We start from the raw sequence: 25,696 nt of genomic DNA, 5'->3' as shown, positions 1-25,696 counted from the left end.
GTTACGGACATTACAGCGCTTAAATTATTTGGTGAAAAGTTGTACTTAGGGCTTGCTGAACAATGCATAAACGCGAGGAATCGTGAAATAATCAAAGAAAACTGCGGAAAATCTGGATTTATAACCAAGTGCAAGGTTTTTGCAGGAATTCTTTGAAAAACCTTGCACCAGTAAGAATTTCGTTCAATCAAGAGGCACACGAAACGTTCAAAATGGATCGGAAAAACAGTATTTTATACTACTGATATGCCATTCAGACTCTGACTTTGCTGTTTTGGAACCAAATCTGCATATTATTCATGATTTCTTGTATATTTCTCATTCGTTCAGCAAGCCCTACTTATCACCGATGTTAGATTTATTCACTGGGGAAATTATTGTGTATTCTCTCGCATCACGTCCCGTCTATTCTCTTGTCTCTACAATGCTTGAAAGAGAATTTGAACATTTGGATGAAAGGGATACCCTACTCATTCATTCCGATCAGGGCTGGCATTACCAAATGCGCCAGTATCGACAAGCGTTAGCGGAACGTGGGATTACACAAAGCATGTCTAATAAGGGGAATTGTTATGACAATGCCGTTATGGAGTACTTCTTTGGCATTTTAAAATCTGAATTCCTATATACGCAAGAATTTGAGAGTATGGAACAATTCAAAGAAGAGTTAAAAAAATACATCCAAGTAATTCAATCACAAAAAGATTAAAGCCAAATTAAAAGGCATGAGCCCGGTACAATACCGGACTCATGTACTAGAAGCATCTTAACTAAATTGTGTCTAACTTTTTGGGGTCACTTCAAGTAATTGGTTCTCTTTTTTACTTTTTCACCTATTCACTATTGTCAACAATTAGTTCACCGACTTTTAGAACTTTCCATCCATGTCGCTGTGCAATCAGAATGTCCTCTTGACTTATGTGCTCCTCATTAATTGCTATACCTGCAAAGTGCGTAGGCCTACTTAAGGCAACATATGCTAATTTAAGTGTATCCTTAATTTTTATAACTTTTGTTAGATCTTCGTCATGACTTCCTAGCAAAAAAGGCATGATATCAACTAAATCAGAATAATCTGCCCTAATAGTTGACTCTAATAACAAAGTAGATAAATGCGTTTCTCCTTTAACACCGTGTATGGTATTTAAATGAATTAACACATCCTGATGTTTAAAACTATTACTGTCTACAATTTCAGTTTGAGTCTCAACCGTAAACATTTTAATTATAAAGTTATTAATACTTTCGACATCAGCCTTGGTATCTTCATCTTCTAAAGCTAATTGAAAATCTTCTGTTAAGATTTTTCTATATAACAAATGAAATAACTCAAGTTCTGAACTGTATTCATGGCATAAATAAACTTGTCTAATAATCCTAGAAAAGATGCTTCTTAAATCATTATGTGCTGAAGGGAATTCGTTATTAAGCAAATCATTCAATCTATTTGAAGCATACTTCAAGCGATTGGTGGGATTTTTCTTTCTTAATGTTTTTGACATCACTTTATATAATTGATTTAAACAATCAGCAAAATTTGATTTCCTCTGACCGTCACTTTTTGCTCTTTGATATCCTTGGTGATAATGTCCAACAGCTTCATGGTGTTGAGCAATTGCATAAACCTTCTTATCGCTTAATGGTAACCCATATAACTTCAGCAGCCGCGCATATGCTTCCAACACCTCTGCCTGATTATCATATAGAAGTATATGAGGTTCTAAAGAGGGAACAAGCTCGCTTCCTTTTAGATGAGCATATCTTTCAATACAGGTAGTCCTTAATATTTTAGCGATATTTTCTCCAAATCTATTACTCGTAGCTATTTCTATACGTTCTTCTACTGGAGGCTCCCAAGCGTCAGGCTCGCCAAAATACAAATTATATAGAGCTTGATATGGATCGCCGTAACGCTGTATCACTGTTTCTTTATTCCCTTCAAGTAACTTTGTTATAAGTTGATATTGATCAATACTTGTATCTTGTGTTTCATCCATAAAAAAATATTTAAATCTCGCTTGAAATGCTTGGCTTAATTTCGTTTTATTATTTTCGATATACCACTTAGAGAGTGCTATTGTATCACTATGTCTTAAATAGCCTGAAAGAAACATTTCCTTAAAGGTTTCCCGAAGCTCGCTGTGATACTTCTTATCTTCAAATCCTATTAACGAAATCTCCCCATTATTATTAATTGATAATTTTGTTCCTTCAACAGCAGAAGTAGGTGCCTCAAATGACCACCAAGCTGGTTTATGTTTTTCAAAAAAGCTAGAAAAGTAACCTTTGTACTCTTCGTTTTCAATGAAAAAAAAGCGCTCTCGATTAAAAAGGGTAGAATAAGCTTTTAGAGCAAAGAAGTAATTAAAAAATTCATGGATCGTTCCAATAAAATGCGGGTATGAAACGTCATTAATACCTAATTGTTTTAACTTAACTAAAATTTCTTCAACACCGACATTTGTATATGTAATTACACATATACCATAATCTAAGCCAGCTTCCTTTATTTTCTTCATCAAAATTGCAATTTTTGCAATTAAGACAGTAGTTTTCCCGCTTCCTGGACACGCTACAACATCACCGGATTGACCGTATGCTATAATACTTCTTTGTTCTTGTGAGAACCATTTAGTTTGTCCTAGAAGAGCTGTTTCTACATTTTTAATATCTTCGACAGTAATTTCAATCATTGCTTGGTCCTCCAGTTACATGGTAAATAGCCTCCCGCAAATACTTAAGATATTCATCTTGAATTACTCTTTCCCTAGCACTTTCATTTTCATGAAGCAATAAGGCTAGCTGTTGTGCTACAGACGCTTTTGATACTTTTTTCTCAAGTAAAGGCTTATATATTTCATACGCTGCTGCTTCTCTAAAGCTAAGACCTTCAATCTTTTGCTTTATATCTACTAATTTCTTCAAATTAGCTACGCTACTAGGATTTTTATATTTAACGTTATGGATTGCATCCAATAATTCGTTTCTAAGAGAGCTCATAGCTATCTCGTATTCTAAAGTCCAATTAGCCGCAACGAAAACTTGAATATTTTCATTATTACCATACTCCGTTCTTAATGAAAGCGCTCTACTTTCTCTAAGGGAATCAATAGTCTCTTGTGACAAATCTTCTTTAGTTAAATCAGCAATTTCATTTATATCGCCGTTCGACAACTCAGTAGAATACATTTCCAAAGTTGCGGTTAAAGCCTTCTTGGTACTAAAAGATTGAAGAACGAGGGAAATAATATCTTCTTTTTCTACATTCATTTTTCCAGCAATAAAAGGCAAATGTTCATCTCTAATAACGTAAATTGCTTTAATGGTGTTTTCGTCAGAATCATGATAATACGGCATTGGCTTTATATCCACATCAGTAATAACAGCAACTGGAACCTTTAATTGAGGAAAATCATTCAACCATTTTTCTGATCGAGAATAAATGTTCACATATCGGTTAAACGCAGTATTTCCTATATTTACAATGGACACTCCATATTTATGTAATGGTCGTCCAATTAGTTCAGCAATTGCAGGCACTAATAAATTTTCTGCATCACCCTCGACAAAGATGACGCCCTTTGCGAAAAACAAATTAGCTTTAGTCGAGTCTAGAAACCGCTCAAGAAATTTATAATCTTCCAACTCAAGTTTCGTATTTTCTCCATTCATTGGATATGCCGTTCCATCGTGTACTAATATTATATGTTCGAGCTTTGTAGATGCTGCTAATGTTGTACTATGGGTAGTTAAAATAAATTGCCCCCCTGTCGCGCCCTCTGACCTATTTTTCTGTAAATATTTAATTAATCTTAATTGCGCTTGAGGATGAAGATGGGCTTCAATTTCCTCGATTAAAGTAATATTGGGTCCAATAGAAAGTGCATCATCATGAAGTAAAAGCTCAGCAGCTATAAATAAAAGATTCAGACTACCTAATCCTGATGGAACATCCTCAAGCAGTAGACTTAATTTCTTTAGAATTTCATTTAGTTTAACTGGGGTTATTTTGAACTTAGATTCATGTTTCTCTTCACCATTCATTGGTTCATGGAAAAAACTATCCAGATAAGCTGTTAATTCAGATTTTATCGTTTTATCTTCACCATCTGAGTAGGGCAGATCAAAGAACTCTTCGACTTTATCATTAGCCTCTTGAAACGCAATCTCTAAGGGGTGCCTCTCTAACGAATTATTCTTCCGAAAAGCTCGATGATTTTTTAAAATTTGAGCAAGTCTAGATCTTACACCTGGTTTAAGTTCATTTTCAGCATCTCTAAGTGGCTTGAGATATGTTGATTTAAGTAGCTCTCGTGCAAGTCCCTCAAGTTTACTAGAAGCATTTTCTGGACCAGCTTTAACTGTTCTTTCTATTCTTTCACTGAAAAGTAAATCATTCTTCACTTTTTTTGCTGTCATTCTGACTTGTAGTTCATATTTTCCATCTTTATCAAAAGTAAGCCATTCCAAGAATATTCCCGCTTCTTTCTCCGATAATCCTGAAAAAATACATTCGATCTTGATCTCCTGAGCCGTATTCCCGTCTTTATCAACATGAAAGTCACTTTCAGATATACGAAATGAATCTTCACTTGAGGTTCCTAATGTCATTTTGATGGCATCAACTATTGCCGTTTTTCCCGAATCATTTTCCCCTATAAGTAAGTTAAAACTTTCATTAAACGGAACAACCAGTCCTGGTAATTTACTATCCTGCACAGATACGCCGTATTTTCTAAAGTTCCAAATATTTAGCTGTCGCAAAAACATAGTGCGACCCCCTCTTCTATTCGACCTAAAATTAGACGTTAGCACTACATATCACTTCATAATTCTACATCTATATACCCACTCCCTTCAAAACTTATGGTGAATTCTGTAAAAAATTGCAATAGCAGCGCGGGGATAGCCTCCCACACGCTGCCTTTTTTCAAACCAGCATTATTTTATCGGTAAACTGTCTCAAAATGAGCTAGAGCTCACTTATTAGACGGCACCTTTTTGTTTATGCTCTGATATCGAGGAGTGATGATGTGAAAAGGACTGCATCTTAATCAGCTCAAACCATGAGCAACAAACTACAAATCCCAAGAATACAAAAAGCTCTTGAAGCGTCGCAAGGACAAATTCAAGAGCTCGTTCATTTTTTAAATTGGTGCGGTCGAGAGGACTTGAACCTCCACGGTGTTGCCACCACTAGAACCTGAATCTAGCGCGTCTGCCAATTCCGCCACGACCGCAAATATGAAAATGGTGGAGGCTGACGGGATCGAACCGCCGACCCTCTGCTTGTAAGGCAGATGCTCTCCCGGCTGAGCTAAGCCTCCACTCTTCCCCGACAAAAGTCGGGTTCCAACCAGTTGTTGGGGCCCCGCAAAGTACTCGGCGTTGTTACAACGCATCCACTTCGCTTTGTGGGGGAACTAGGTGACCCGTAGGGGATTCGAACCCCTGTATGACAGCGTGAAAGGCTGCTGTGTTAAACCGCTTCACCAACGGGCCATGATGGCGGATGGAGTGGGATTTGAACCCACGAGACGGGTCGACCCCGCCTACACGATTTCCAATCGTGCTCCTTCGGCCGCTCGGACATCCATCCAAATTTTCCGCTTGCCCTGTTCGCATATCGCTCGGGCAAGAACTAATCTATCATATCTAGCAGCCGATTTCAAGGAGTATTTTAAAAGTTTTTCTGCGTGCAAATCTGTGAAAACGAAGCGGCTCCCCGCTGGCGTTCTCGTCCTGGCAGCGACCGCCATGACACCACCCTCTCTCCGCTCTGCCTCGCAAGTTTTTGCGTCAATTTTCGTGGAAATTGCCTAAAGCAACTTCCCCGCTTTTCCAATATGCTACCAATAATCATTGACGATGCGGAGTGATGGCTGGTGGGCAGAAGAAGACGGCGGGCAGGTCGGATTCCTTGTTTGTACGGAAACTGGTGCGGCCCGGGCTGTTCGGGGCCGGGCGCCCCGATTGACGATATCGACCGCTGCTGCAAAAAGCACGACCGCTGCTATCAAAAGCGCGGCTATTTTTCCTGTAGCTGCGACCAGGAGCTTTTGCGCTGCTTGCAAAACAAAATCGACATGAACACGGAAAAGGGCAGGGTGGCCGCGATGATTTCCGCCTATTTTTCCCGCTCCAAATGCATTCCGGACGACTTGAAATAGGCTGTTTTGCGAATTGTCACGATTGTCATTCTTCATACAAAAAATGGTAACACCTTGGACATGAATCTGCCATAACTCCCGTGTTTTTCCTTTGGCTTTTTTTGGTACTCTAGTGAATGTCCAAGGAGGGTACAAGGCCGTGGAAGTGCATATACGAACCGATGCCAGTGCAGCACTGACGTTAAAGAAAGAAATTATTTGTCATGGAATTTCCTGCTTTTATGTCCGCCCGTTTGAAAATGATCAAGTAGAATTTGTATTCCTCGCGCTCTCGGAGCACCAGAAGAAGCTGTTATCCTATACGCTGCGAAACTACAGCTACGCCCTAACTTACCTATCCTAATCCTAGCCATATAGCCACGATCATTTTCGTCCCCTGGGCAACCAGGGGATTTTTTACGGTACAAAAAAGCCATGCAAACCGCGCATGGCAAAGCGAAGCAACGGAGTGGCGGCTTGCGAGTAGCGGGCCGCTCTGTACAAAAGCCTGCTAGTTCCGCTTTCTTCTTAAATACGAAGAAATTTTAACTGGAACAGGAGGAATCCCCTCTCCCCCAACAACGACAGGCTGCCGCAAATCGCACGGACAGATGCCTGCACGCCTACACGCTTTTCGCCTACAGCCCCACCTGCTCGATAACCCCCAGGCGGTGCACATCGTCGGCGGTCACGGCGGACAGGGCATTCAAAAACTGAATCTGGAAGCTGCCCGGCCCTTCGTCGGCCGTCTTTTGCGCGGCGAGCTGGGCGGCGACACCGTATGTGACGAGCGCGGCGGCTCCGGCTAACAGCGTGTCTTTTTCCACAGCGGCAAATGCGCCCATCACGGAAGTCAGCAAGCAGCCCGTGCCTGTCACTTTGGTCAAGATCGGATGGCCGTTATGGATTGCGTACACCCGGCTGCCGTCGGCAATGACGTCGACCTTTCCGGTAATCGCCACGACCGTTTTCAGCTTTTGCGCCGCCGCTTTTGCCAGCGTTGCGACGTCTCCGCCCGCCTCGCCTGCGTCCACGCCTTTGATCTCCCACGCCTCTCCGATGACGTTGGCAATCTCTGCCGCGTTTCCGCGAATGAGGGTCACGTCCAGCTCGCGCACGATTTTTTGCGCGGTTTCCGTGCGGTACGGGGTTGCGCCTGCGCCTACCGGGTCAAACAGCACCGGGACCTGGTGGCGGTTGGCCGAGCTTCCGGCGATCAGCATCGCTTCTACTTCGCGTTCGTTCAACGTTCCCATGTTCAGGACGAGTGCCCCTGCGATTTTCGCCATATCAGCGACTTCCTGCTCGGCGTAGGCCATGACAGGTGACGCGCCGAGGGCGAGCAAGCCGTTGGCCGTGAAGTTGGTCACGACGACGTTTGTGATGTTGTGCACCAGCGGATTGCGCTTTCGTACTGTTTCCAGCAGTTTGCCGATGGACTCAAGCTTCATCCTAGCGATCCCTCTCTTTCGTATCTGCAGACTGGGGAATCATCTTGAACACTTCCACAATCTCCCCCAGCTCCGGATGATCCTGTCTTACTCCTATGATGATATAGGATTGCTCGAGCGCAGGCAATTCGGGCATGGTGGCAGAAAGCCTCCACGCTGTTTTCTCACGGTCCGTCACGGTCGCCAGGAAGGAAACGCGTCCGGCCCTTCTTTGCAAAACTTCCACTTCCACAAGCGTGCCGTAAATCTTCAAGCGGTCATCCGGGTGGGCAATCCGGTTTTCCTCTACCCATTTTTCCTTTAATTCCTCAACTTTTAGCGACTTCCAGCGGTCGAGAAACTCCCAATCCTTCGAGTGCGGAAAAATATGCTTCGTCTGCTCCAGGAACGTGTTGTACTCTCCGTGAAGCTGATCGATGTATTCGTCCACTTCCTCCGAGATGACGCGGATGTGCTCCTCCCCGCACGTGCGAATGTGATGAGCCAGGAACTTAAAGGACTCGATCATGTCAAAGTTCCCCCACCCCCAAGGTTGTTCGCCGAAAACTCCCCCCCGGGTCCGGCACTTTTGGCAGGTGAAGTAGTAGTATGTAGCCATAGCTGTTCCCCTATCTCCCCTATTTGGTCTCTTTTCTCATATCGGTTGGGGAAGCGGTGCAATTTATGTTACATTCGAACCTATTTTGCCAAAAGGAAAGCAAAAGATGGCTCCCGCCCGGCAGCGGAAACCATCTCGGCTCATACTCCTTTGATCGCGACGAGCGGCTTGCACTTGGCTACGACTGTCGCCAGCTTTGCCCCCACGACGGAATCAATAATCTGATCCACGTCTTTGTACGCCTTCGGATTTTGGAAGTGGCCAGCCGGAAGCGCTTTGGTCGCCCCTTTGCGATGGACGAGCATCGGCGTGTTGCGGTGATATTCCTGCAAGGCGTAATTGTGCATCAAATCGTACAGGACCGGCGTGGAAAAGTCTTTTCCCAGCACGTCCCGGAAAGCCCGCTCGACCGCATAGCCGATCAGATGGCGGTTCACCACCGCGTAATTCAAGGCCGAGTACATCAGGTTCAAATATCGCTTGCCTTCCTCTGTATCAATCGGGGCGTAGACCAGGCTCGGCTCCGGATTTTCAATCCCCCACTTGAACATCGCTTCCTTGAAGCTTTTCGTGTAATCCCGTCCGAGCATGGCGCCCCAGGCGCGGGAGCCGGAGTGAATCATGATGACGACCTGCCCGTCGAACAAGCCCCATTCCTGTGCGATCTCCCGGTTGTCCTCCGCGATTTCGAGCGACTGGATTTCGATAAAATGATTCCCGCCGCCGAGCGTGCCGAGCTGTCCCCACGCTCTTTGCCACGACTTGGCCGGGATGTGCGCAAGCGCCGCGTGATCGAAGGCAAATGTATGCTTTTCCACATGAGTCAAGGAGCGGCTCACCCCGCCCGGCTCGCCCGCCGGCTCCGCCAAATACGCGGCAGGCAGGCCGTTCAGGCCATGCTTCACCACTTCTTCGAGGGAAATATCGGTGTAGCTCGTTTGCCCGCGCTCCGTCGTCGGCACGTACGTTTCAATCGCCTGAATCAGCTCGCGCTTCAATTGCTTGTCTTTCAGCTCATCCCGATGCAGCGGCGTCAGGTGCACGCGCATGCCGCAGCCGATATCCGAGCCGACAATCGAGGGCGACACAAACCCGTCATGCATATTCCAGACGGCCGTCGTCCCGATGCACGTCCCGATTCCGACATGGGCATCCGGCGTATAGGAAAAGTACACATTGCGAGGGATGCGCAAGTTATGTTCCGCCATCTCGAACACGCGCTGCCCAAATGTGGCAAACACTTCGTCATTGGCAAACACGTGAACGGAGCCAGCGCCAAGCTGCACTTCCCGATGGCAATTCCCGTGATCGATCGTTTTCATTTTCGTTGTTGCTCCTCTCCTTGCCGAGCCGCGCCAGCAGACAACGCGACGGCTTTCTCTTGCTGCTATCTTCGCTGATTTTTCCATGGCTGAACATGGCAAAAGTATTACGACCCGCTATTTTTGGCAAAATCGTCGCCACGTCTTGACTTGTGCTCCCCCGCTTTCGTAATATGAGGACTAATTTGGAAATTACCGCACAGATAAGGATGAATGCGGATGGCAAAAGAAGGCTTTGACAAAGAATTGCAGTTGCTGCGCCTGATGTTTTTGACCGCAGGGGCGTACAACCGCCAGCAGTTGGCGGAGCGGCTGGGCATTTCCGTCCATACGCTGGACAAAACCGTGAAAAAGCTCAGGGAGATTCAGTCCACCCTCTACCAGCACGTGACAGATAGCGAGAAAAAAGGCTACTACGCGCAGCTTCGCTACACCTACTTTGCTGTGACAGACAATTTTTTGATGTTCCTCTACCACGCCAAATCGCTCAAGGAATCGGAGGTAGAGCGGCTGTCCCGCATCCTCGAGCAGCTCAGCCAGCAGCCGCGCTCGATCAAGGAGCTGCTGGACGCGTTTCTCGCGACTCCGACGGGCGAAGTGCCGGACGAAAAAACGTTGCGCCAGGACTTGAAATACTTGGAAGAGCTGGCCGTCATCAAAAAGAGCGGCGACGCGCGGCCTTATGTTTATCATTTTGACCAGGAGCTGTGGAATTCGCTCGCCGATGACGAGCTGTTGGACCTGCATGACTTTATCGACGTCATGGCCAACACCCAGCTCCCCGCTGTGCCCGGCTACCTTTTGCGCCATAAAGTCAAGCGCTGCCTGGACACCCGGCTCGAGCGCGAGGACTGGGCCGTCTTTTTGTACAAGTACCACTTTGTGTCCCGCATCCTCGACGAGCATCAGGCGCTGCTGCTCGCCACTGCGATCGCCGAGCAAAGAATGGTGGAATTTTGCTACTTCACGCCCAAACGGCGCAAATTTTACGATTCGCAAAACACGAACCCCGCCTTCCTGCGCGACTCCTCGGGCAAGCCGCAGAATGTATATCCGCTGCGGGTCGTGTTTGACCATCAGTACGGACGCTGGTATTTGCTCGCCCAGGAAAGCGAAAAAAGACCGCTGCGAAAGTACCGGGTGGAAGGGATCACCCAGCTTGCTCTCGGCCGACAGGCTGCGCCGGACGTTTTTTCGCGCATGCAGGCGCGCGTAGACGAGCGCATTCAACACAGTTGGCTGATTGATACGGGGGAGCCTGTGACGATCCGGCTGAAATTTTTCCAGCCCAAAGGGACGCCGCACTCGTTCATCAAGGAACGGGTCGAGGCCCAGGGCCAGTGGGGCGTGATTACGGAAGAGACGAGGGAAAGCTTCCTCTACGAAATTACGGTCAACAGCACGCTGGAGATCACGCCGTGGATTCGCAGCTTCGGTTCCAGTTGCGAGGTGCTGGAGCCGCTCTTTTTGCGCAGGCAATTTCAAAAGGAATGGAAGGAGCTGCTCGCTTACTATGAATCTGTTTGACAAAATCCACAACTATCAGCTCGTCACCCGGCTGGACGAGGCTGGCTTGTACCCGGTGACGTCGCACGAAAAGGCGTGGCTCGCCATGATGCTCAAGCACCCGGCGGCGCAAAGCTTTTTCGAAGCCGGGACGCTGTCCAAGCTGCAACAACTGACAGCCGCCTACGCGCCGGCTGACGAACGCGAGCTGTTCATCGAAAAAGCCGGAGCGCGAACCCGGAACGTCTGGCATCCGCTCGTCCGCAAGCTGCGCCAGATCATTCTCGGCAAAAACCACATCCTGATCCACGCGGGCACCCGAAACGGCCGGGCCTACCGCAACCAGCGCGGCGTCCCGTACAAGCTGGAGTTCTCGCTCGCCAAAAAAGACTGGTATCTCATCTGGCTGACCTTCGATTCCGAGCATCTGCTCACAACGCCGCTGTCGCTCATCCGTTCCGCGAAGGAAATCTACGTCGAGGACGCGTGGTACGACAGTTTCTTGCCCGTGATCGAAAACATGCTCGCGGCGCGCCGACAAACGGCGAAAATTCAGGTCGTGCGCCGCTACAACCCGGAGCTGCAGCGCATTTTGTACGCCTTTTCCTGCTTCGACAAAGAAGTCGCCTACGACCCGGACACGCAGGAGTACACGATTACGCTCCGTTTTTTGCAAGACGAGCAGGAGTTTATTTTGTCGCGCCTCCGCTTTCTCGGTTTGCGGGTAAAAGTAGTGGAAAGCGACCAGCTCAAACGGCGCATGGCCGAGTCGGCGGCAAACGCTTTGGCCCGCTACGCGCCTCCCCTTCACTAATTTCCTAAGAAAAATCAGGAAAAAATGCACTACTGGACGATTTCGTTTCCCTTTATCATTGTCCAAAGAGAGACAGACAATCGAGACCAGAGGTACACATCATGAAACTAACCGCAAAAACAGCGTCACTCCTGGGAGCGGGCCTGCTGACGGCGCTTTTGGCATGGCCCGCGCTCATGGAGCCGACGCAAGCAACAGCAAATTCTTCCCAGGCAAAAGTCGTCGCGACTTCCCTGAACGTTCGCAGCGAACCGTCCCTCCAGTCGTCCGTCGTCGCCACGCTGAAATACGGCACTACTGTGGCTGTCGTTTCGGAAGATTCCCATGGCTGGGTCAAGATCAAATACCAGCAGGCGAGCGGCTGGGTAGCCGGCTATTATTTGCAAAAAGGCAAAGCAGGCACTGCTGCCTCGCCAGCTCCTGCTCCCGTTCCTGCTGCGTCGGCAAGCAAAAAGACCGGGACCGTAGCGGCGGATGCCCTGCGCATGCGCAAAGGCCCTGGGCTGGAGCACGACATCCTTCATGTGCTCGCCATGGGCACACAGGTTGAGATACTCAAAAAGCAGGCCGACTGGCTGCAAACCAGAACCGCCGATGGAAAAACAGGCTGGGTATCGTCCATGTACATCCGCGAGGGGACAAGCAACCGCGTCGTAAGCAGCAGCAACAAGTCAGGCGGATTGCGGGGAAAAGTGATTGTCATTGATCCGGGGCACGGAGGAAGCGACGTGGGGACGCTCGGAACCAAATGGAGTACCGAAGAAAAGACGCTGAATCGGCAAACTTCGCTGCTGGTGGCGAGCAAGCTGCGCCAGCGAGGGGCACAGGTGACTTTGACCCGGACGAGCGATGCACAAAAGCCTTCTCTCGCCCAGCGGGTAGCCATTAGCGAAGCGAAGGCGGCGGACGCCTTTGTCAGTATTCACTACAACTCCTCCACGAAGCCGAACAGCGGGACCTTGACGTTTTTTTACGCGCAAAACAAAGATTACGACCTCGCGCGAAGCATCGAGACTCGTCTGGCAGGCGGGATCGGCTTGAAGAGCAACGGCATTTCTTTCGGCGACTACCACGTTTTGCGCGAAAACGACAGGCCGTCTGTGCTTGTTGAGCTTGGCTTTTTGTCGAATCCGAAAGACGAGCAGCTCGTTCGCACTGCCGCTTACCAGGAAAAAGCAGCGCAAGCGATCGTGGACGGACTTGCCGACTACTTCGGCGGCTAGTGGTACGGCTGGATGCTGTAGGAGAACAGCTTGCGCTCGAACTTGCCTTTGGTGCCAATAAGCTGGTACCACGTTTCTCCGATCAACAGGTCCGTCGCGAAATCTTTTTCCAGCAGATGGGTGATCCGGTTCATGACCGCCTGCTCCTGATCGCTGGCTGTTTTGCAGGACAGCGCCAGCACAAAGTAGGACTGGTCCTCCTCCATCTCCAAAATTTGCAGGTAAGCATCGCCGCCATGCTTGAGGTTAAAGGCGTCGACGACTCGCGCCAGGCCCTGTCGCGGCTGGACTTTGAACTTGGCGGCTTCCTTCCAGTTTGCAATCAGCGAATCATACAAGGAAAATGTGAGAACGAAGTGGCGGGTTGTAGTCGCTCGGATCAAACGCTTTCGGCCCCGCCTTTTGTTTTTTTTCCGGGATGACCACGAACGCTTTGTAGTTGCCAAAAAAACGATCGCTCATGCAGACCCCGTCCTTTCCGTCAGACAGCTTTACGTATGGGTTAGTATCCACTACTTCCCCGTGTCGTTATGTACAGGAACAGGGAAAAGGCCAAGTCGACTGGTAAACCGACCTGGCCTTTTTCGCGCTTTTGTATAGGCATGTTTTTCAACTGGATTTCTCATCATTGGTGTGTCATCGAGACGTTGCCATGTCCGTGCGCCTCTTCCTCCACAGCGATTCCTGCACCGCCGGCATTCACCGTCCAGGTAATCACTTGGCTGGAGATGACGACGGCCAAAATGGTGTAGAGCATCTCTTTCATCGGTACATACCAGAACGACAGGCCCAACACCATGGCGTCCAGCAACAGAAAAATCGTACCGATCGACAATCCTGTGTACTTGCTGAGCAACAGGGACAAAATATCGTCGCCGCCTGTCGCAGCTCCGTAGCGCAGAACCAGCCCGGTGCCGAGTCCGGTCAATACCCCGGACAACACAGAAGCGAGCGGCATCACTCTGCTCATATCCATCACAATCGGGGAAAACTGTTCGAACAGTTCATAAAACCCGGTAAACGCCAGTGAGGCAAAGATCGTGTCCCAGATGAACTGACGCCCTCGCACTAACCAGGCAACCAGAAACAGCGGGATGTCCAAGAGTAAAATCATCATCGCTGGCGACAGGTCAAAGGCGTATTTGGCCAGTAACCCCAGGCCGACGAAGCCGCCCTCAGACAAGTGGTTCTGAAAGTTGATGTGATAATACGCAAAAGCAAGCAAACATGCTCCAAACAAAATCATACCGTAACGTCGAGTAAATTGCAGCGCTCTCCTCATCATCGATTCCTCGCATTTTTGTCGGTTTTGGCACAGACGACCAACCGACTACGGAGGAACATCGCAAGTATAAGTCGCTACTCATACAAAGGGCCTCGCTTTCGTAGTAGGCTAGTCGTCCAAGTGACGGTCGACTACTACGAAGCTAGATGTAGGAGAGGTCATACCGTTTCCAGATCGTCCTATGGGGACGCATGGTATCCTGATCCTTTCCATTGCTTTTCTTATAGTATAGCACAAAAAAGGGAAAAAGACGACGCGAAACCGTCTTTTCCCCTGCCTAAAAGCGAAACGCCCTGCTTTTGAGTTCCAGCGGAATGCCTGCTGTGAGCAGAAACACCTGGTCGGCCACCGTCGCCAGCCGCTGATTCATCAAGCCTGCCAGATCGCGGAACATGCGCCCTAACGGATACTCCGGCACCAGTCCGGCCCCGACTTCATTTGTGACAAACAAAATCGTCCCGGGAAAGTCCTCTACAGCCGCAATCAGCTCGTCTGCCTGCGCAAGCGTGCGCGCGAACGCCTCGTCCTGCTCGTGGCGAATCAGCCAGTTGGACAGCCAGACGATCAGGCAATCGACCACGACGACCGCCTGTTTTTGCGCCAGCTCGTCCCGTTGCCCAAGCGAGCGGATCACGTCTGCGAGGGCGTAAGGCTCCTCGATCGTCTCCCAGCAAAACGCGCTCGTTCGCCTGCGCTCGCGATGCCTGGCTACGCGCTCCTGCAGCTCCTCGTCAAAAGCTTGCGCGGTGGCGATATAGACGCCCGATTGCCCCAGATGGGCCGCGTATTTTTCCGCGAAGGTGCTCTTGCCGCTGCGAGCGCCGCCTGTCACGAGTACGATCATCTGTATTCCCCCATTACGACCCGGATTGCAGCATGATTTGCGGCAAACGGTGGACAGGATGCTCCATGACGATCGGCCGCGTCCCGTACACCGCCTCGATCCGGTCGCTTTGCAGCATGTCTGTTGGCGTGCCTACGCCGATCTGCTCGCCTTTGTGCAGCATCAGGATGCGATCGCAATAGAGCGAAGCGAGATTCAGGTCGTGGAGCACCGCGACCACGGTCACCTGCGTCGTCTTTTGCCACTTGCGCACAATGTCCATCAGTTGAATCTGGTAGCCGATATCGAGATAAGTCGTCGGTTCGTCCAGAAGCAGCACCTGCGGCTTTTGCACGAGCGCCTTGCCCAAGGCGACGCGCTGCTTTTCCCCTCCGCTCAGTTGATCCAGCGTGCGATCGGCAAGCGGTGTCAGGCCCAAAAGCTGCATGATCTCGTCGATGAGCGGCCCGACGTCTGTCTGTTCCTCGCCCAGCCAGTTTTGGTACGGGTAGCGCCCCATTTCCAGCACCTCGCGAACGCGAAAGCCGACCGGAGGCAGCCCCTCCTGTTCGAGTACGGCGAGAACCCGCGCCAGCTCCTTGCGCGTATAGCGGCCAACCGGTTTGCCCGCGAGCGTGATTTCTCCCGCATCAGCGGCAATCACACCGGAGAGCATTTTCAAAAGCGTTGATTTTCCGCTCCCATTCGGGCCGATGATGCCAAAAAACTCGCCCTGCTGGACTGTAAACCCGATCTCGCGCAGGACGGACACATCCTGGTAAGACTTTTGCAGCCCGCGCACTTCGATCATGACGCGACTACCTCCTTCCGATCCGTTTGTTTTGCTTCAGCAAATAGGCGAAAAACGGCGCTCCCAAAAACGCAGTCACGACCCCGAGCGGGATTTCTGTCGGCACGAGCAGCATTCGCGCCAGCGTATCCGCCCACAGCACGTACACACCGCCGCAGATGGTCGCCATCGGCAGCAAAATGCGGTAGTCAGGCCCGACCATCATCCGCACCAGATGCGGCACGACCAGCCCGACAAACCCGATGACGCCCGCAATCGAAACCGCCGCTGCAGTCAGGAGCGTAGAGACGAGCAAAATGATGAGCTTCGTCTTGTCGACGTTGACTCCGAGATGCGCCGCCTGCCGCTCCCCGAGCGCAAACAGGTTCAACGAGCGGGCATAGCCAAGCAGCACGAGCACGCCGATCAGCAAATACGGGACCAGGACGTACGTGAAGGCCCAGCCGCGAAACGACAGGCTTCCCATCAGCCAGAAAACGATCTCGTTCACCGTCTGATCCGACAGCGACACCATGAAGGACACGAGCGAGCCGAGAAACGCCTGAATGACGACGCCAGACAAAATAAGCGTCTCCGTCTGCAGCTTGCCTTGCGTCTTGGCGAGGGCAAGCACAATCCACAAGCTGACAAGCCCCGTCAAAAAGGCGACGACAGGCGTGCTCCACTCTCCAAGAACAGCAAACTGCAAGCCGAACAGGATCAGAAAAGCCGCCCCGACGGCCGAACCGGACGCTACGCCCATCGTGAACGGGTCCGCAAGCGGGTTGCGCAGCACGCCTTGAAAGCCCGCGCCCGCAAGCGACAGGCAAGCTCCGATCAAAATGGCCAGTACGACGCGCGGAAAACGCACCTTCATCACGATCTGCTCGGACGACTCCGGCCATGTCGCCGGAATCCACTCCGACATGCCGGGAAGCTGGTGCAAGAGGATGAGCCATACTTGCGAAAGAGAGAGCGACGCCGCCCCCATCGAAATGCTGACCACCACGGATACGAGCAGCACAAGGCTGCTCGCTCCTCCCCATATAAGCCATTGCTTTTTCATTTTTATTTCACCAGGTCAGGATAAATCGCTTTAGCTACCTCGATCAAACCTTGTGTAATGCGCGGGCCTGGGCGCGCCAGCAGGTTTTGGTCCATTCCGAACACTTGCTTCTCGCGGATCGCCTTCATCGTATCCCAGCCGTTGCGGTTTGCGATGATCTCTTCCAGCTTCGTGCCCGTCTTGTCATCCGTAATGCCTTTGGCGTACAAAATGACGTCGGGATCGCTTTTCAAAATCTTTTCCTCGCTGATTGGGTTCCAGCCCTCTGTGTCGGCCGCAATGTTCGTCCCGCCTGCCAGCGTCACCAGCTCGTCGAGGAACTCCCCTTTGCCCACGGTCCAGCCTGGCGCAAACTCCAGGTACACTTTTTTCTTGTTTTCCGGCTTCACCGCTTTGACGGCTTCCTGTACGCGGGCGATATCCTGCTTCATCGCGGCGACGACTTTTTCCGCCTGCTCCTGTCGGTTGGTGATAACCCCCATCGTCAAAATGTTGTTCAGGATGTCATCCACTTTTTTCGGATGCGTGACGTACACTGGCATGCCGAGCGATTTCAGCTTGTCGGCAACCGGCTTTTCCATCGAAATTCCGCCGATGACCAGATCGGGCGACTGGGCGAGAATCGCTTCTTCGCTCGGCTTGACGACTCCGCCCACTTTTGGCTTCGTGCTCGCTTCTGCCGGATAGTCGTCGAAGTCGGAGACACCGACAATCCGCTCGTTCAAGCCGAGCGCGAACAAGATTTCCGTCTCTGCCGGGGAAGTCGAGACGATTCGTTGCGGCTCTTTTGCCACGGTCACTTCTTTTCCGGTCGCGTCTGTGACGGTAAGCGGGTAGACGGTCTGCTTGGCAGCCGCGTCCTGTGGTGCTGTCTGCGGTGCTTCTGCCTGCGGAGCAGGTGCCGTCTGGGTGTTGCCGCCGCAGCCGACGAGACTTGCAGCAAGCACCAGCGGGATGAGCAGTTTCCATGCGCGTTTCATATGTATGACTTCCTTTCTGTGCGACTGGTTGATTCTTAGCAAACAAAAACCCTTCGCTTCCAACCGGAACCAAAGGGTCGACATGTCAGGCTCATCCATGCTCACGCAAAAAAACGTCCTGAACGGGCCGAACCTTTCCGCGAAGGCGCAGGCACATCAGGCAAACAGGCAGGTCTCCTGGCTTGGCAGCTATTGCGACAGCCGCTTTACAGTGGCGGGACCGCGCCGGACTTGCACCGGCTTCCCTTTTCACCTCGTCCTTTGGCAAGGACCAAGGCACCTGTTTGCGCGTATTCAATTGCAATGGCCTACAACTGCTAAGACTCATCCATCATGATAGCATTCCTTTGCCAAAAAAAGAATGCTTTTTCGCTGCTGCCACGGCTACGTAAGCCCATGCTGCCCGTCTCGTACCCGCTGTCTGGCGTCTCCCGCTATTTCCTGCGCTTTTGCAAATAGTCGACAATTCCCATCGCACATACTTGCAAATCGAGCCGCAGCACGTCCAGCACCTCATGCCCGTCGCCGATCCCGAACGATTGCAGATGCGCCAGTACACGCCCGAACAGCCGCTCCGCCAGTTCGCCATCGCCGAGTCCAGCGGCTACGACCGCCTCCCCTTCCGCCACAAAGACAGGAAGCCACTCGCGCACCTGCCGATAGACGTCGGCAACATCGTCAGTCATGCCGAAATGCCCGAAATAGATTCGCGCAAGACCGCGCTGTTCAAAGCGTTCCACGGAGCGCAGCATCGCCTGCGGGTCAAACTGGTTCGGCGAGGTGGACGGCAGGACGAAGTGAATCCCGTCCCGTTGAAGCTGCGGATAGAAGACACCCGCTGTATCTCCCGTGAACATGCCGCGGCTGACCGGGTCGTAAATGCTGAAATGATGGTTGGCATGTCCCGGCGTGTCCCAAAATTCCAGGACACAGTTGGCGCCAATTTGCAGCGTCTCCTGGTCGGCGCGCACGATGATCCGCTCTTCGGGAACGGCGACAATCGGATCGAACAGGCGGTCAAAATCGTCGTGATACACCGCTCTGGCGCCCGCGATCAACCGACTCGGGTCCACCAGATGGCGCGCTCCTTTTGGATGCACCACGATTTTTGCCTGCGGGCACTCGCGCAAAAAAAGTCCCGCTCCCCCCGCGTGATCGAGGTGAATGTGCGTCACGATGATGTACTTCACTTGCTCCGGGGAAAATCCGAGCCTGCGCAGCCCTTCCCGTATGTACGGGACAGAAGGACTCGGCCCTGTCTCGACCAGGGTCAACTCGTCCTCGGCGATGACGTACGTTCCCGTCCGCTGCGCCCAGCCCATATCAAACCCGTCGATCAGATGGATGCGATGCCCCAGGAAAATCGGTTCTGTAGCTTTCATGTATACCCTCCCACTATAAAGTAATGTTTTCTCCTGTTTTCTCGCTCATTCTCTGTTTTTTAACTTTGACATCTTAAAGCTCTTGTCGGAAGATTGAAGGAGATACAAATATTTCTGTAAGGGCTGTGGCGGGAATAGAGCCTGCAATCACCAGTTTCCAGACTGTGGATAAAAAGGTATGATCGCACAGTGGATCTCCACATCCGCCCTCGGGGTTTACCCTCCCATGTCACGCTGGGTCTATGCCCTTACATTCCTTCGTTCTACCTCTCAAGGGGTGGAGGCCGATTCTAGCTCCTCGACTGGGTCGTTGCCCTTATGGATTATAATTCTTCGGCTTCTCCGGTGCTTCCGTTGTCATGGTTGTACACATGTGAATAAGCGAGATGACAGGTTTGTTGATAAGCTTTATGCAGCACTTTGTTGTAGCTGGGCTTGTCGAATCGGCCCCAATACTTCGTTTGCGTTATACTCTTTCTGCTTTGTCCCCAGTGCATAGAGGACGCGAACCAGTTTTCCACATAAGGCGATAATCGATTGCTTCTTCTTGAGCGGATTTTGACTACGCGTTGTATAATACTCGTGGAGCGCTTTAAACTCTTTGTTTTTGGCTACCATCGGCAGCATGCAGCGGAACAAGATGCCTCTTAGGCGAGAGCGCCCCCGCTTGCTGATTCCGGTCTTTCCCTTACGTTTTCCAGAGCTGTTCTCCGTCAGATTCAGCCCAGCCAGACGGATGATCTGCTGTCCATGGTCGTAGTTGTTCAGATCGCCAACCTCCGCCAAGAAGCCGGCGACGGTCAGAATGCCAATCCCTGGGATGCTCAGCATTTGCTTCGTTCCGGGGATCTTCTCCAGAATCTGCAGGACTTCCGTCATAATGCTTTCTTCTTGCTTGCAGTACAGATCGTACTGCTGCAGCAAGGCGGCAAGCTCGATTCGGGCAGCTGTCAGCCCCTCGGTAAGCCCGATAGAGACCGTAGCGGCAGCATAGAGCTGCTCCGCTCTCTTGATGCCCACCCCACGCTTGATTTCCGTCTTCCAATGTGTGAGAACGCCTCTGGCGCCTATCGAGACAATCTCCTCTGGAGTGGGAAACTGGCGCATGGTCATCAGTGATGCCTTGCCTTCCCAGTCCTTAAACACTTGTGGATACTCCGGAAAGTAGCGGTCAAACCAGTTTGTAATCCGAGCTTTCACTTGATTCAAGCTCACCATGACCTTCTCCCGAAAATTCATCAGAATGCGTAGCTCTGCATATTCCTTGGTCGGCAAATTGGGCTCTGAATATTTCCCGCTCCGAATCAGGTCGGCAATGACCTTCGCATCCTTGTAGTCGCTCTTGGTCTGCGAGTTGTCCTCAAGTTCTTTGCTCTTGTTCACATGGTGCGGATTCACGACGACGCCCCTGATGTCTTGCTCCTTCAAAAATGCCGCTAACGGGAACCAGTAGTGTCCGGTAGGCTCGATGCCAAATACGATGTCGGTTTTCTCATGTATCCGGCCAAGCTCCTTCATCCACGCAGCCAGTTTCGTTAGCCCCTCCTGATCGTTGTGGAACACACATTCTTTCCCAAGCTCAATGCCTCGGAAATCCACGGCTCGAGCTACATGAATCTTTTTGGCGATGTCCGCGCCAACAACCAGTGTTTTTTCGGTAATTCGTGTAATCCGTTGATTCTGTTTCTGTTTCAGCTTATACTTCATGTAGAGCGTCCTCCTTTTCATTAGGGCAGTGTGAATGTGACCATTCCAAGACCCAGCATACAGGAGGCGCTTTTTTCTTTCAAAGCTCAAATTTCTTCATTACAGGAATGGCTCCTCGTTTGAAAAAGAAGAGATCCATCGTAAGGCTGAGGAACTGAAAGAATCTAAGAATCTAATGATTGAGGAATGTCAGTTTGAGATCAGTGATTTAAAAAAGCAGCTACAAGCTGCTGCCGAGGAAGTAGATCGATTCAAACAAATGAAAGAAGAAGCTGAGCGTCTTGTACGACAGATGGAAGAATCTAGCGAGAATAACAAGCTGTTGATCCAGGAGTACAAAGAGAAAAACGATACGTTAACCGGTCTTGTAAACGATTTTCGTCAGGGATACGAGGAAAGTAAATCTTATAAGGATCAAGTTGACCGGTTAACACATCAAATCGCCAAACTCCAAGAGGAACTGAATAAGGAAAAAGAAAATCTTCAAAGTATGGAAGAAATCCGGAAAGAAGTACTTCGTCAAGCACAGGAACGTCATCAAGCTGAACTTGAACGCATCGTCGAAAAGAAAGACGTTGAAAAAGAGCGTGAGCTATTACATCTCCGTACGGAGTTCCAGGACAGGCTTCAAAAAGCAAATGAAGAATCTACAACTAAAATTCAAGCTCTTTATGAACGGATCGAGCAGATCAGAAAGGAACATGAGGAAGATTTAAAAAAGCAGGAAAAAGAATATGAGCATCAGATTGAGGAATTGAAAAAGAAAAAGTAACGAATAAGCCGGTTTTCCTTAGCGTACAGGATTCCGGCGTTTTATCTATCAAACAGGGCTTAGCGTACAAAATCCGCACTTTGTTGGCGGTACCCCTTTTATAGAAAATTAGTTCCTTTTTACCAAATTATCATATATTTCATATCATTCTATTTACATAGGTAAATCAGATGGTAGAATGGTATTTGTAAATATTTCCATAAATTCAAACGGAGGGGATATTGTGAAAAAAAGATTTGCTGTTTGTGCGTTCGCTACTATGCTGGCCACGATGAGTATCTTTACTCCAGCTTTTGCTGAATCAAATTCGAAACAGTCTGACCAACAAAGCCAGGAAAGAGTGGGAGTAAAAGTTTCCTCAGATCCTACTACAATATCTCAGTTGGCTGCTGCGGCTGGTGTAACAGCAGGCCCTTTTATTCTCCGTCAAGGTGGAGGATGGCCTGGGTATTACAATCATAACATCTCAATGGGTGAAGCCGGGACAATTTCCGTTCGGTTGGTTCAGCAAGGAATACATACTGGAGAACAAGCTTCGACTCGATGGACACTAGAAAATTCAAGTGGGACAGTGCTTGCAACAACAGATGTGAAAGGTGATAAGAATCCATACACTATTACATTCACGAATGTTAAACTAGGTGACTATAACCTAGTATGGGAAACTCTAAATAGCTACGATACACAAGGAAATTACTATATTTATGCTCCGTCAGGTACTGAGGTAAGCAAGTAAATATTAAAAGCCCATTCCACATGGTATTATCCCCTCATGGTAGACAGTGAAAAAAGACCTCATGGTATGATGAGATCAACACTGTTGACCGGAGGGGATTTTCTTATGCCGCTACGTAAAGGGCAAAAACAGCAGCAATATGACGAAGCAACGAAGAGCGAAGCAGTACGTTTGCGGGTTGAGGAGCATTGGAGCTACCCAATGATAATGGAGAAATTAGGCATTAAAAGTAAGACGCAGATTCGGGAGTGGGTACAGAAACGGCAAAACGGTGAAACGTTTGAAGACTATAGAGGGCGATGGATCAAGAAGTATTTCAGCAGTCTAGAGGAAGAGAACAACTACTTGAAAGCGCAGGTCGAATACCTAAAAAAGCTCAATCCAAATCTACACGGGGAGGGAAGTTGGATAAGCAAACCCGGTTTAGGACGATCGAAGAAATGAGTCGCAAGTACGCTGTGGTCATGCTATGCGAAATAGCGGAGGTCTCCCGGGCGGGCTACTACAAGTGGAAGGCGACGGAGAAGGTTCGTAAGGTACGTGTGGAGCAGGATGCCGACCTAAAGGAACATATACTGGCAATTCACCGCATTCGCCCATACTTTGGGTATAAACGAATGCGCACGGCTCTACGCAAAGAGGGACTACAAGTAAATACGAAGAAAGTTCGCCGACTGATGCGAGAATTGGGCATCCGCTCAGTGATCCGCAAAAAGCGTCCATTTGCCGGCCGCAAGCCCTCCATCGTGTTCAACAATGTCCTTAATCGCCAGTTCGCTGCGGACGAGGCTAGAAAGAAATATGTAACCGATATTACCTATATTCGAGTCGTCGATGACTTCATTTATCTGTCCGTGGTCCTGGATCTGTATAATAACGAAACGGTTGCTTGGGAAGTGTCGGAGAGAAACGATCTTGATCTTGTGCTGTCTACGGTGAAGCAACTGGGTAATGGAGATGCGATCCTGCACTCCGACCAAGGATTCCAGTACACTACCAAGACATACGCAAATCTGTTGCAAGAACAAGGGCTAACCGGAAGCCATTCCAGACGGGGGAACTGCTTCGACAACGCTTGTGTTGAATCGTTTTTTTCACACCTGAAGACGGAAAAGTTGTATCTGGAGAAACCAAGAGATATAGCTCACGCTCGCAAACTGATCGCTGAATACATCGAATTCTACAATACAGAACGGTTCCAGAAAAAACTCGGCGACCTCTCCCCAGTCCAATACCGGGAATCGATCGCCGCTTAAGATAGCGTCTTTTTTTAGTGTCTACTTGACGGGGCTATGACCAACAGGAATGGGCTTTTTTATGACCTTCCTTCGCGAAATCTTTCCTACATATGTCTCGAGTAAATATGGAATAATAACACGAACTTCACAGAAAGGAAGGATTAGAAATGAAGCTATTAGGAACCCTGTCTGCTACTGTACTTTTATTGACTAACGCAACCTCCGTTTTATCCGCTCAAGAATTACCCCAAATATCTACCCAACTACACTCTATTCATCAGTCTCTCCTCCATAAAATTACTTCAGAACTAACAGATAGCCATATCCCTAAAAATGGATTACAGCGATTGTCAGGAAAAGTAAGCGATGTAGTAATACATAGCAAGATCAGTGATTATAAACGTGAATACGTATTATTTAGTTACAAACTGAATGATAAGCCACGTTATGGGATTCAAGTTTATGAGGACGGTTCCGATGGAGATTGGACCTATTCTACACGCTCATCCATGTTTGAAAATCCTGAAAGTCCTGTCCAGGTCCTATTTAATCATGTTGAGAAAAACCCATTTCCAATTGCGGGGATCGTTAACCATCCTTCAATAAAAAAAATCAAGGTGAACTTTAAAGTCGGTCAATCTCATTTACTATCCGTCAATAATGGATACTTCTTCGAAATAATTCATCGCGATCTTTCAGATGTATCGTCTGTTGAAGGATTGGATTCTTCTAACCAAGTAGTTTCAGTAGCTTGGGATATAAATAAACCCTCTACCAAAACAAATGATTGATGAATTAAGTTAGTCATCCCCTACTGGAGGGCTTACTTTTTTATCAATCATATCGATGTTTCCTGTGACGTTTCAATTTTGACTTCTATTCAGGAATAGCTTTCATACAATACTTTGGTAGGAGAATACATTGGTAAGTATCTCCGTACTACACTAATAAACATTCCATTGTCCTGGGATCGAGGTCAGCTTGTACCGTCAAACCTTTGGAGTGGATAAATTGGCAATAACACTTAGCAAAAAATCCGTACTTTGTTGGCGGTATCCCTACAAGAACATAAATAGCGAGTTTGTGCGCGTCTATATCGAGTTTGGTAAAAAGTAATAATATGCCGGTATCCTTAGCGTACAGGAAACCGGCGTTTTTTCCGTCAATCAGGGCTTAGCGTATATTTTCGTTAAAATGTTGGCGGGACCCCTAGTACATGTTTAAGCGGAATTCCCGTCCATGCAGCATGGCTGATCGCTCCTAACTCCCACTGTTCTCCTCTCGCATTGGGGGTGAACAAACCACGTTTGTTACCCGCGCACTCCACCGTTACAGGCAAGGTAATGTGGGGAAAATGTTTTAGCGCAGAATAGAGTAGTCGTGCCGGTGTTGCTACACTCCCCTCGATTGATAAATGCCATTCTCTGATATCGAAGACAGGATACGAAAAATGATTACGCTGGAAAAAAAGGTGGTCTGGAGTAATCCAGTCATTGAGAGCGATCATAGGGAATTCCTGGTTTTCGGGTGTTATCGATCGAAGCAACAAATGAATGTTGGGATTCAAATGCTTCCCCCCTCGCATTGTTTTCAATAGGTATATATGGAGAACAGACTTGTTCTAGTCCGTACCGGGAGTTTTCCATATGATCCGCAATTTTGATTGGCAATTACAGGAATAACCCTCTTTGTGAAGCACTGTGCAAGTTTGGGACAGGAATATTGCCTAAACGGGAAAAGGTCTGGTATTAAAAGTCTTCCGATTTATACTCCTTGCAACTATCCTTTTCCACGACGGGATAGTTTTTTATATGAAAAGGCTAACTTTCTTAGCTATCTTATTAATTAACTCGA

Annotated in this window: 22 protein-coding genes, 4 tRNA genes, 1 pseudogene and 1 riboswitch; of the genes and pseudogenes, 9 read left to right on the top strand and 18 right to left on the bottom strand. The window is 49.1% G+C overall.

The annotated features are described in order from the left end of the window. Positions 1–265: 265 nt before the first annotated feature. Positions 266–770, top strand: a pseudogene (locus BA6348_RS11490) (IS3 family transposase); the annotation flags it as partial. 63 nt (positions 771–833) lie between these two features. Here BA6348_RS11490 and BA6348_RS11485 read toward each other — a convergent pair. The 6 genes from BA6348_RS11485 to BA6348_RS11460 all read right to left on the bottom strand — a co-directional run bounded on the left by BA6348_RS11485 (position 834) and on the right by BA6348_RS11460 (position 5,599). Continuing rightward, complete coding sequence (locus BA6348_RS11485) at positions 834–2,693, bottom strand: UvrD-helicase domain-containing protein (protein WP_122952929.1); 1,860 nt, start codon at positions 2,691–2,693, stop codon at positions 834–836. After that, positions 2,686–4,770 (bottom strand): ATP-dependent nuclease, encoded by a 2,085-nt coding sequence (locus BA6348_RS11480; RefSeq protein WP_122952930.1) that lies wholly within the window; start codon positions 4,768–4,770, stop codon positions 2,686–2,688. The genes BA6348_RS11485 and BA6348_RS11480 overlap by 8 nt, the downstream gene beginning before the upstream one ends. A gap of 383 nt (positions 4,771–5,153) precedes the next feature. Continuing rightward, positions 5,154–5,240, bottom strand: a tRNA-Leu gene (locus tag BA6348_RS11475). Positions 5,241–5,251: 11 nt separating this feature from the next. After that, a tRNA-Val gene (locus tag BA6348_RS11470) sits at positions 5,252–5,327 on the bottom strand. Between the two features lie 101 nt (positions 5,328–5,428). Continuing rightward, positions 5,429–5,502 (bottom strand) — tRNA-Glu (locus tag BA6348_RS11465). 4 nt (positions 5,503–5,506) lie between these two features. Beyond that, positions 5,507–5,599, bottom strand: a tRNA-Ser gene (locus BA6348_RS11460). Between the two features lie 286 nt (positions 5,600–5,885). On the opposite strand from BA6348_RS11460, the gene BA6348_RS11455 reads away from it, so the two are divergent. Next, positions 5,886–6,170: a phospholipase A2 family protein gene (locus BA6348_RS11455; RefSeq protein WP_007784666.1), complete on the top strand. Its 285-nt coding sequence runs from the start codon at positions 5,886–5,888 to the stop codon at positions 6,168–6,170. A gap of 617 nt (positions 6,171–6,787) precedes the next feature. Here BA6348_RS11455 and thiM read toward each other — a convergent pair. The 3 genes from thiM to BA6348_RS11435 form a co-directional block, all read right to left on the bottom strand. Then, entirely contained in the window at positions 6,788–7,600 is an 813-nt protein-coding gene (gene thiM / locus BA6348_RS11445; RefSeq protein WP_122952931.1) for a hydroxyethylthiazole kinase, read from the bottom strand. Position 7,601: 1 nt separating this feature from the next. Continuing rightward, positions 7,602–8,108 (bottom strand): hypothetical protein, encoded by a 507-nt coding sequence (locus BA6348_RS11440; protein ID WP_237716657.1) that lies wholly within the window; start codon positions 8,106–8,108, stop codon positions 7,602–7,604. Positions 8,109–8,338: 230 nt separating this feature from the next. Further along, positions 8,339–9,520, bottom strand: coding sequence for an RtcB family protein (locus tag BA6348_RS11435; protein ID WP_007784671.1), 1,182 nt, complete (start codon positions 9,518–9,520; stop codon positions 8,339–8,341). Positions 9,521–9,739: 219 nt separating this feature from the next. On the opposite strand from BA6348_RS11435, the gene BA6348_RS11430 reads away from it, so the two are divergent. The 3 genes from BA6348_RS11430 to BA6348_RS11420 all read left to right on the top strand — a co-directional run bounded on the left by BA6348_RS11430 (position 9,740) and on the right by BA6348_RS11420 (position 13,063). Continuing rightward, positions 9,740–11,047: a helix-turn-helix transcriptional regulator gene (locus tag BA6348_RS11430; RefSeq protein ID WP_122952932.1), complete on the top strand. Its 1,308-nt coding sequence runs from the start codon at positions 9,740–9,742 to the stop codon at positions 11,045–11,047. Next, on the top strand, positions 11,034–11,840 hold the full coding sequence (locus BA6348_RS11425; protein ID WP_122952933.1) for a WYL domain-containing protein: 807 nt from the start codon (positions 11,034–11,036) through the stop codon (positions 11,838–11,840). Before BA6348_RS11430 ends, BA6348_RS11425 begins: the two co-directional genes overlap by 14 nt. 101 nt (positions 11,841–11,941) lie before the next feature. Then, positions 11,942–13,063 carry an N-acetylmuramoyl-L-alanine amidase family protein gene (locus BA6348_RS11420; RefSeq protein WP_122952934.1) on the top strand — a complete coding sequence of 374 codons (1,122 nt, stop codon included), beginning with the start codon at positions 11,942–11,944 and terminating at the stop codon, positions 13,061–13,063. On the opposite strand, the gene BA6348_RS11415 is transcribed toward BA6348_RS11420, so the two are convergent. The 8 genes from BA6348_RS11415 to BA6348_RS11375 form a co-directional block, all read right to left on the bottom strand. Next, entirely contained in the window at positions 13,060–13,446 is a 387-nt protein-coding gene (locus tag BA6348_RS11415) for a hypothetical protein (RefSeq protein ID WP_242507482.1), read from the bottom strand. The two genes, BA6348_RS11420 and BA6348_RS11415, sit on opposite strands and share 4 nt — an antisense overlap. Positions 13,447–13,688: 242 nt before the next feature. Continuing rightward, positions 13,689–14,348 carry a YitT family protein gene (locus tag BA6348_RS11410; RefSeq protein ID WP_007784680.1) on the bottom strand — a complete coding sequence of 220 codons (660 nt, stop codon included), beginning with the start codon at positions 14,346–14,348 and terminating at the stop codon, positions 13,689–13,691. 277 nt (positions 14,349–14,625) lie between these two features. Further along, positions 14,626–15,192: a bifunctional adenosylcobinamide kinase/adenosylcobinamide-phosphate guanylyltransferase gene (gene cobU / locus BA6348_RS11405; protein ID WP_122952935.1), complete on the bottom strand. Its 567-nt coding sequence runs from the start codon at positions 15,190–15,192 to the stop codon at positions 14,626–14,628. Between the two features lie 13 nt (positions 15,193–15,205). Further along, positions 15,206–15,982, bottom strand: coding sequence for an ABC transporter ATP-binding protein (locus BA6348_RS11400; protein WP_005829098.1), 777 nt, complete (start codon positions 15,980–15,982; stop codon positions 15,206–15,208). A gap of 7 nt (positions 15,983–15,989) precedes the next feature. Next, positions 15,990–17,027 (bottom strand): FecCD family ABC transporter permease, encoded by a 1,038-nt coding sequence (locus tag BA6348_RS11395; protein ID WP_122952936.1) that lies wholly within the window; start codon positions 17,025–17,027, stop codon positions 15,990–15,992. Between the two features lie 2 nt (positions 17,028–17,029). Beyond that, positions 17,030–18,007 carry an ABC transporter substrate-binding protein gene (locus BA6348_RS11390; protein WP_122952937.1) on the bottom strand — a complete coding sequence of 326 codons (978 nt, stop codon included), beginning with the start codon at positions 18,005–18,007 and terminating at the stop codon, positions 17,030–17,032. A gap of 150 nt (positions 18,008–18,157) precedes the next feature. Beyond that, a riboswitch (cobalamin riboswitch) is annotated at positions 18,158–18,306 on the bottom strand. A 135-nt stretch (positions 18,307–18,441) separates the two neighbouring features. Continuing rightward, positions 18,442–19,389: an MBL fold metallo-hydrolase gene (locus BA6348_RS11385; protein ID WP_007784686.1), complete on the bottom strand. Its 948-nt coding sequence runs from the start codon at positions 19,387–19,389 to the stop codon at positions 18,442–18,444. Between the two features lie 408 nt (positions 19,390–19,797). Next, positions 19,798–21,084: an IS110 family RNA-guided transposase gene (locus BA6348_RS11375; RefSeq protein WP_174768841.1), complete on the bottom strand. Its 1,287-nt coding sequence runs from the start codon at positions 21,082–21,084 to the stop codon at positions 19,798–19,800. Positions 21,085–21,271: 187 nt separating this feature from the next. Between BA6348_RS11375 and BA6348_RS11370 the strand changes: the two genes are divergently transcribed. From BA6348_RS11370 to BA6348_RS11355, 4 genes are all read left to right on the top strand, one after another. Further along, a complete protein-coding gene (locus BA6348_RS11370; protein WP_242507481.1) occupies positions 21,272–21,868 on the top strand; it encodes a hypothetical protein in 597 nt (198 codons plus the stop codon). Between the two features lie 223 nt (positions 21,869–22,091). After that, positions 22,092–22,604, top strand: coding sequence for a hypothetical protein (locus tag BA6348_RS11365; protein WP_007780564.1), 513 nt, complete (start codon positions 22,092–22,094; stop codon positions 22,602–22,604). A 105-nt stretch (positions 22,605–22,709) separates the two neighbouring features. Continuing rightward, positions 22,710–23,860 (top strand): IS3 family transposase gene (locus BA6348_RS11360; RefSeq protein WP_423734673.1). Its coding sequence is split into 2 segments (ribosomal slippage): positions 22,710–22,968 and positions 22,968–23,860, totalling 1,152 coding nucleotides; the frame shifts between segments, so codons are not numbered across the junction. Between the two features lie 149 nt (positions 23,861–24,009). Beyond that, the gene (locus BA6348_RS11355) at positions 24,010–24,633 is read left to right on the top strand and encodes a hypothetical protein (RefSeq protein WP_007781300.1); all 624 of its coding nucleotides are present in this window, start codon (positions 24,010–24,012) and stop codon (positions 24,631–24,633) included. Positions 24,634–25,031: 398 nt separating this feature from the next. Here the strand turns inward: BA6348_RS11355 and BA6348_RS11350 are convergent, their stop codons facing one another. Continuing rightward, positions 25,032–25,409, bottom strand: coding sequence for a molybdopterin-dependent oxidoreductase (locus tag BA6348_RS11350; protein ID WP_157179517.1), 378 nt, complete (start codon positions 25,407–25,409; stop codon positions 25,032–25,034). Between the last annotated feature and the right edge of the window lie 287 nt (positions 25,410–25,696).

Origin of the sequence: Brevibacillus agri (assembly GCF_004117055.1) — a bacterium.
Taxonomy (GTDB): Bacteria; Bacillota; Bacilli; order Brevibacillales; family Brevibacillaceae; genus Brevibacillus; species Brevibacillus agri.
The sequence above is the reverse complement of the archived record's forward strand: the minus strand, read 5'-3'. Positions and strand labels throughout refer to the sequence as shown.

Coding starts and splice junctions, on each gene's coding strand:
- BA6348_RS11430 (WP_122952932.1), top strand. CDS start 9,740: ATGGCAAAAGAAGGCTTTGACAAAGAATTGCAGTTGCTGCGCCTGATG.
- BA6348_RS11480 (WP_122952930.1), bottom strand. CDS start 4,770: ATGTTTTTGCGACAGCTAAATATTTGGAACTTTAGAAAATACGGCGTA.
- BA6348_RS11435 (WP_007784671.1), bottom strand. CDS start 9,520: ATGAAAACGATCGATCACGGGAATTGCCATCGGGAAGTGCAGCTTGGC.
- BA6348_RS11400 (WP_005829098.1), bottom strand. CDS start 15,982: ATGATCGAAGTGCGCGGGCTGCAAAAGTCTTACCAGGATGTGTCCGTC.
- BA6348_RS11370 (WP_242507481.1), top strand. CDS start 21,272: ATGATTGAGGAATGTCAGTTTGAGATCAGTGATTTAAAAAAGCAGCTA.
- cobU (WP_122952935.1), bottom strand. CDS start 15,192: ATGATCGTACTCGTGACAGGCGGCGCTCGCAGCGGCAAGAGCACCTTC.
- BA6348_RS11390 (WP_122952937.1), bottom strand. CDS start 18,007: ATGAAACGCGCATGGAAACTGCTCATCCCGCTGGTGCTTGCTGCAAGT.
- BA6348_RS11485 (WP_122952929.1), bottom strand. CDS start 2,693: ATGATTGAAATTACTGTCGAAGATATTAAAAATGTAGAAACAGCTCTT.
- BA6348_RS11355 (WP_007781300.1), top strand. CDS start 24,010: ATGAAGCTATTAGGAACCCTGTCTGCTACTGTACTTTTATTGACTAAC.
- BA6348_RS11420 (WP_122952934.1), top strand. CDS start 11,942: ATGAAACTAACCGCAAAAACAGCGTCACTCCTGGGAGCGGGCCTGCTG.
- BA6348_RS11395 (WP_122952936.1), bottom strand. CDS start 17,027: ATGAAAAAGCAATGGCTTATATGGGGAGGAGCGAGCAGCCTTGTGCTG.
- BA6348_RS11385 (WP_007784686.1), bottom strand. CDS start 19,389: ATGAAAGCTACAGAACCGATTTTCCTGGGGCATCGCATCCATCTGATC.
- BA6348_RS11425 (WP_122952933.1), top strand. CDS start 11,034: ATGAATCTGTTTGACAAAATCCACAACTATCAGCTCGTCACCCGGCTG.
- thiM (WP_122952931.1), bottom strand. CDS start 7,600: ATGAAGCTTGAGTCCATCGGCAAACTGCTGGAAACAGTACGAAAGCGC.
- BA6348_RS11410 (WP_007784680.1), bottom strand. CDS start 14,348: ATGATGAGGAGAGCGCTGCAATTTACTCGACGTTACGGTATGATTTTG.
- BA6348_RS11440 (WP_237716657.1), bottom strand. CDS start 8,108: ATGATCGAGTCCTTTAAGTTCCTGGCTCATCACATTCGCACGTGCGGG.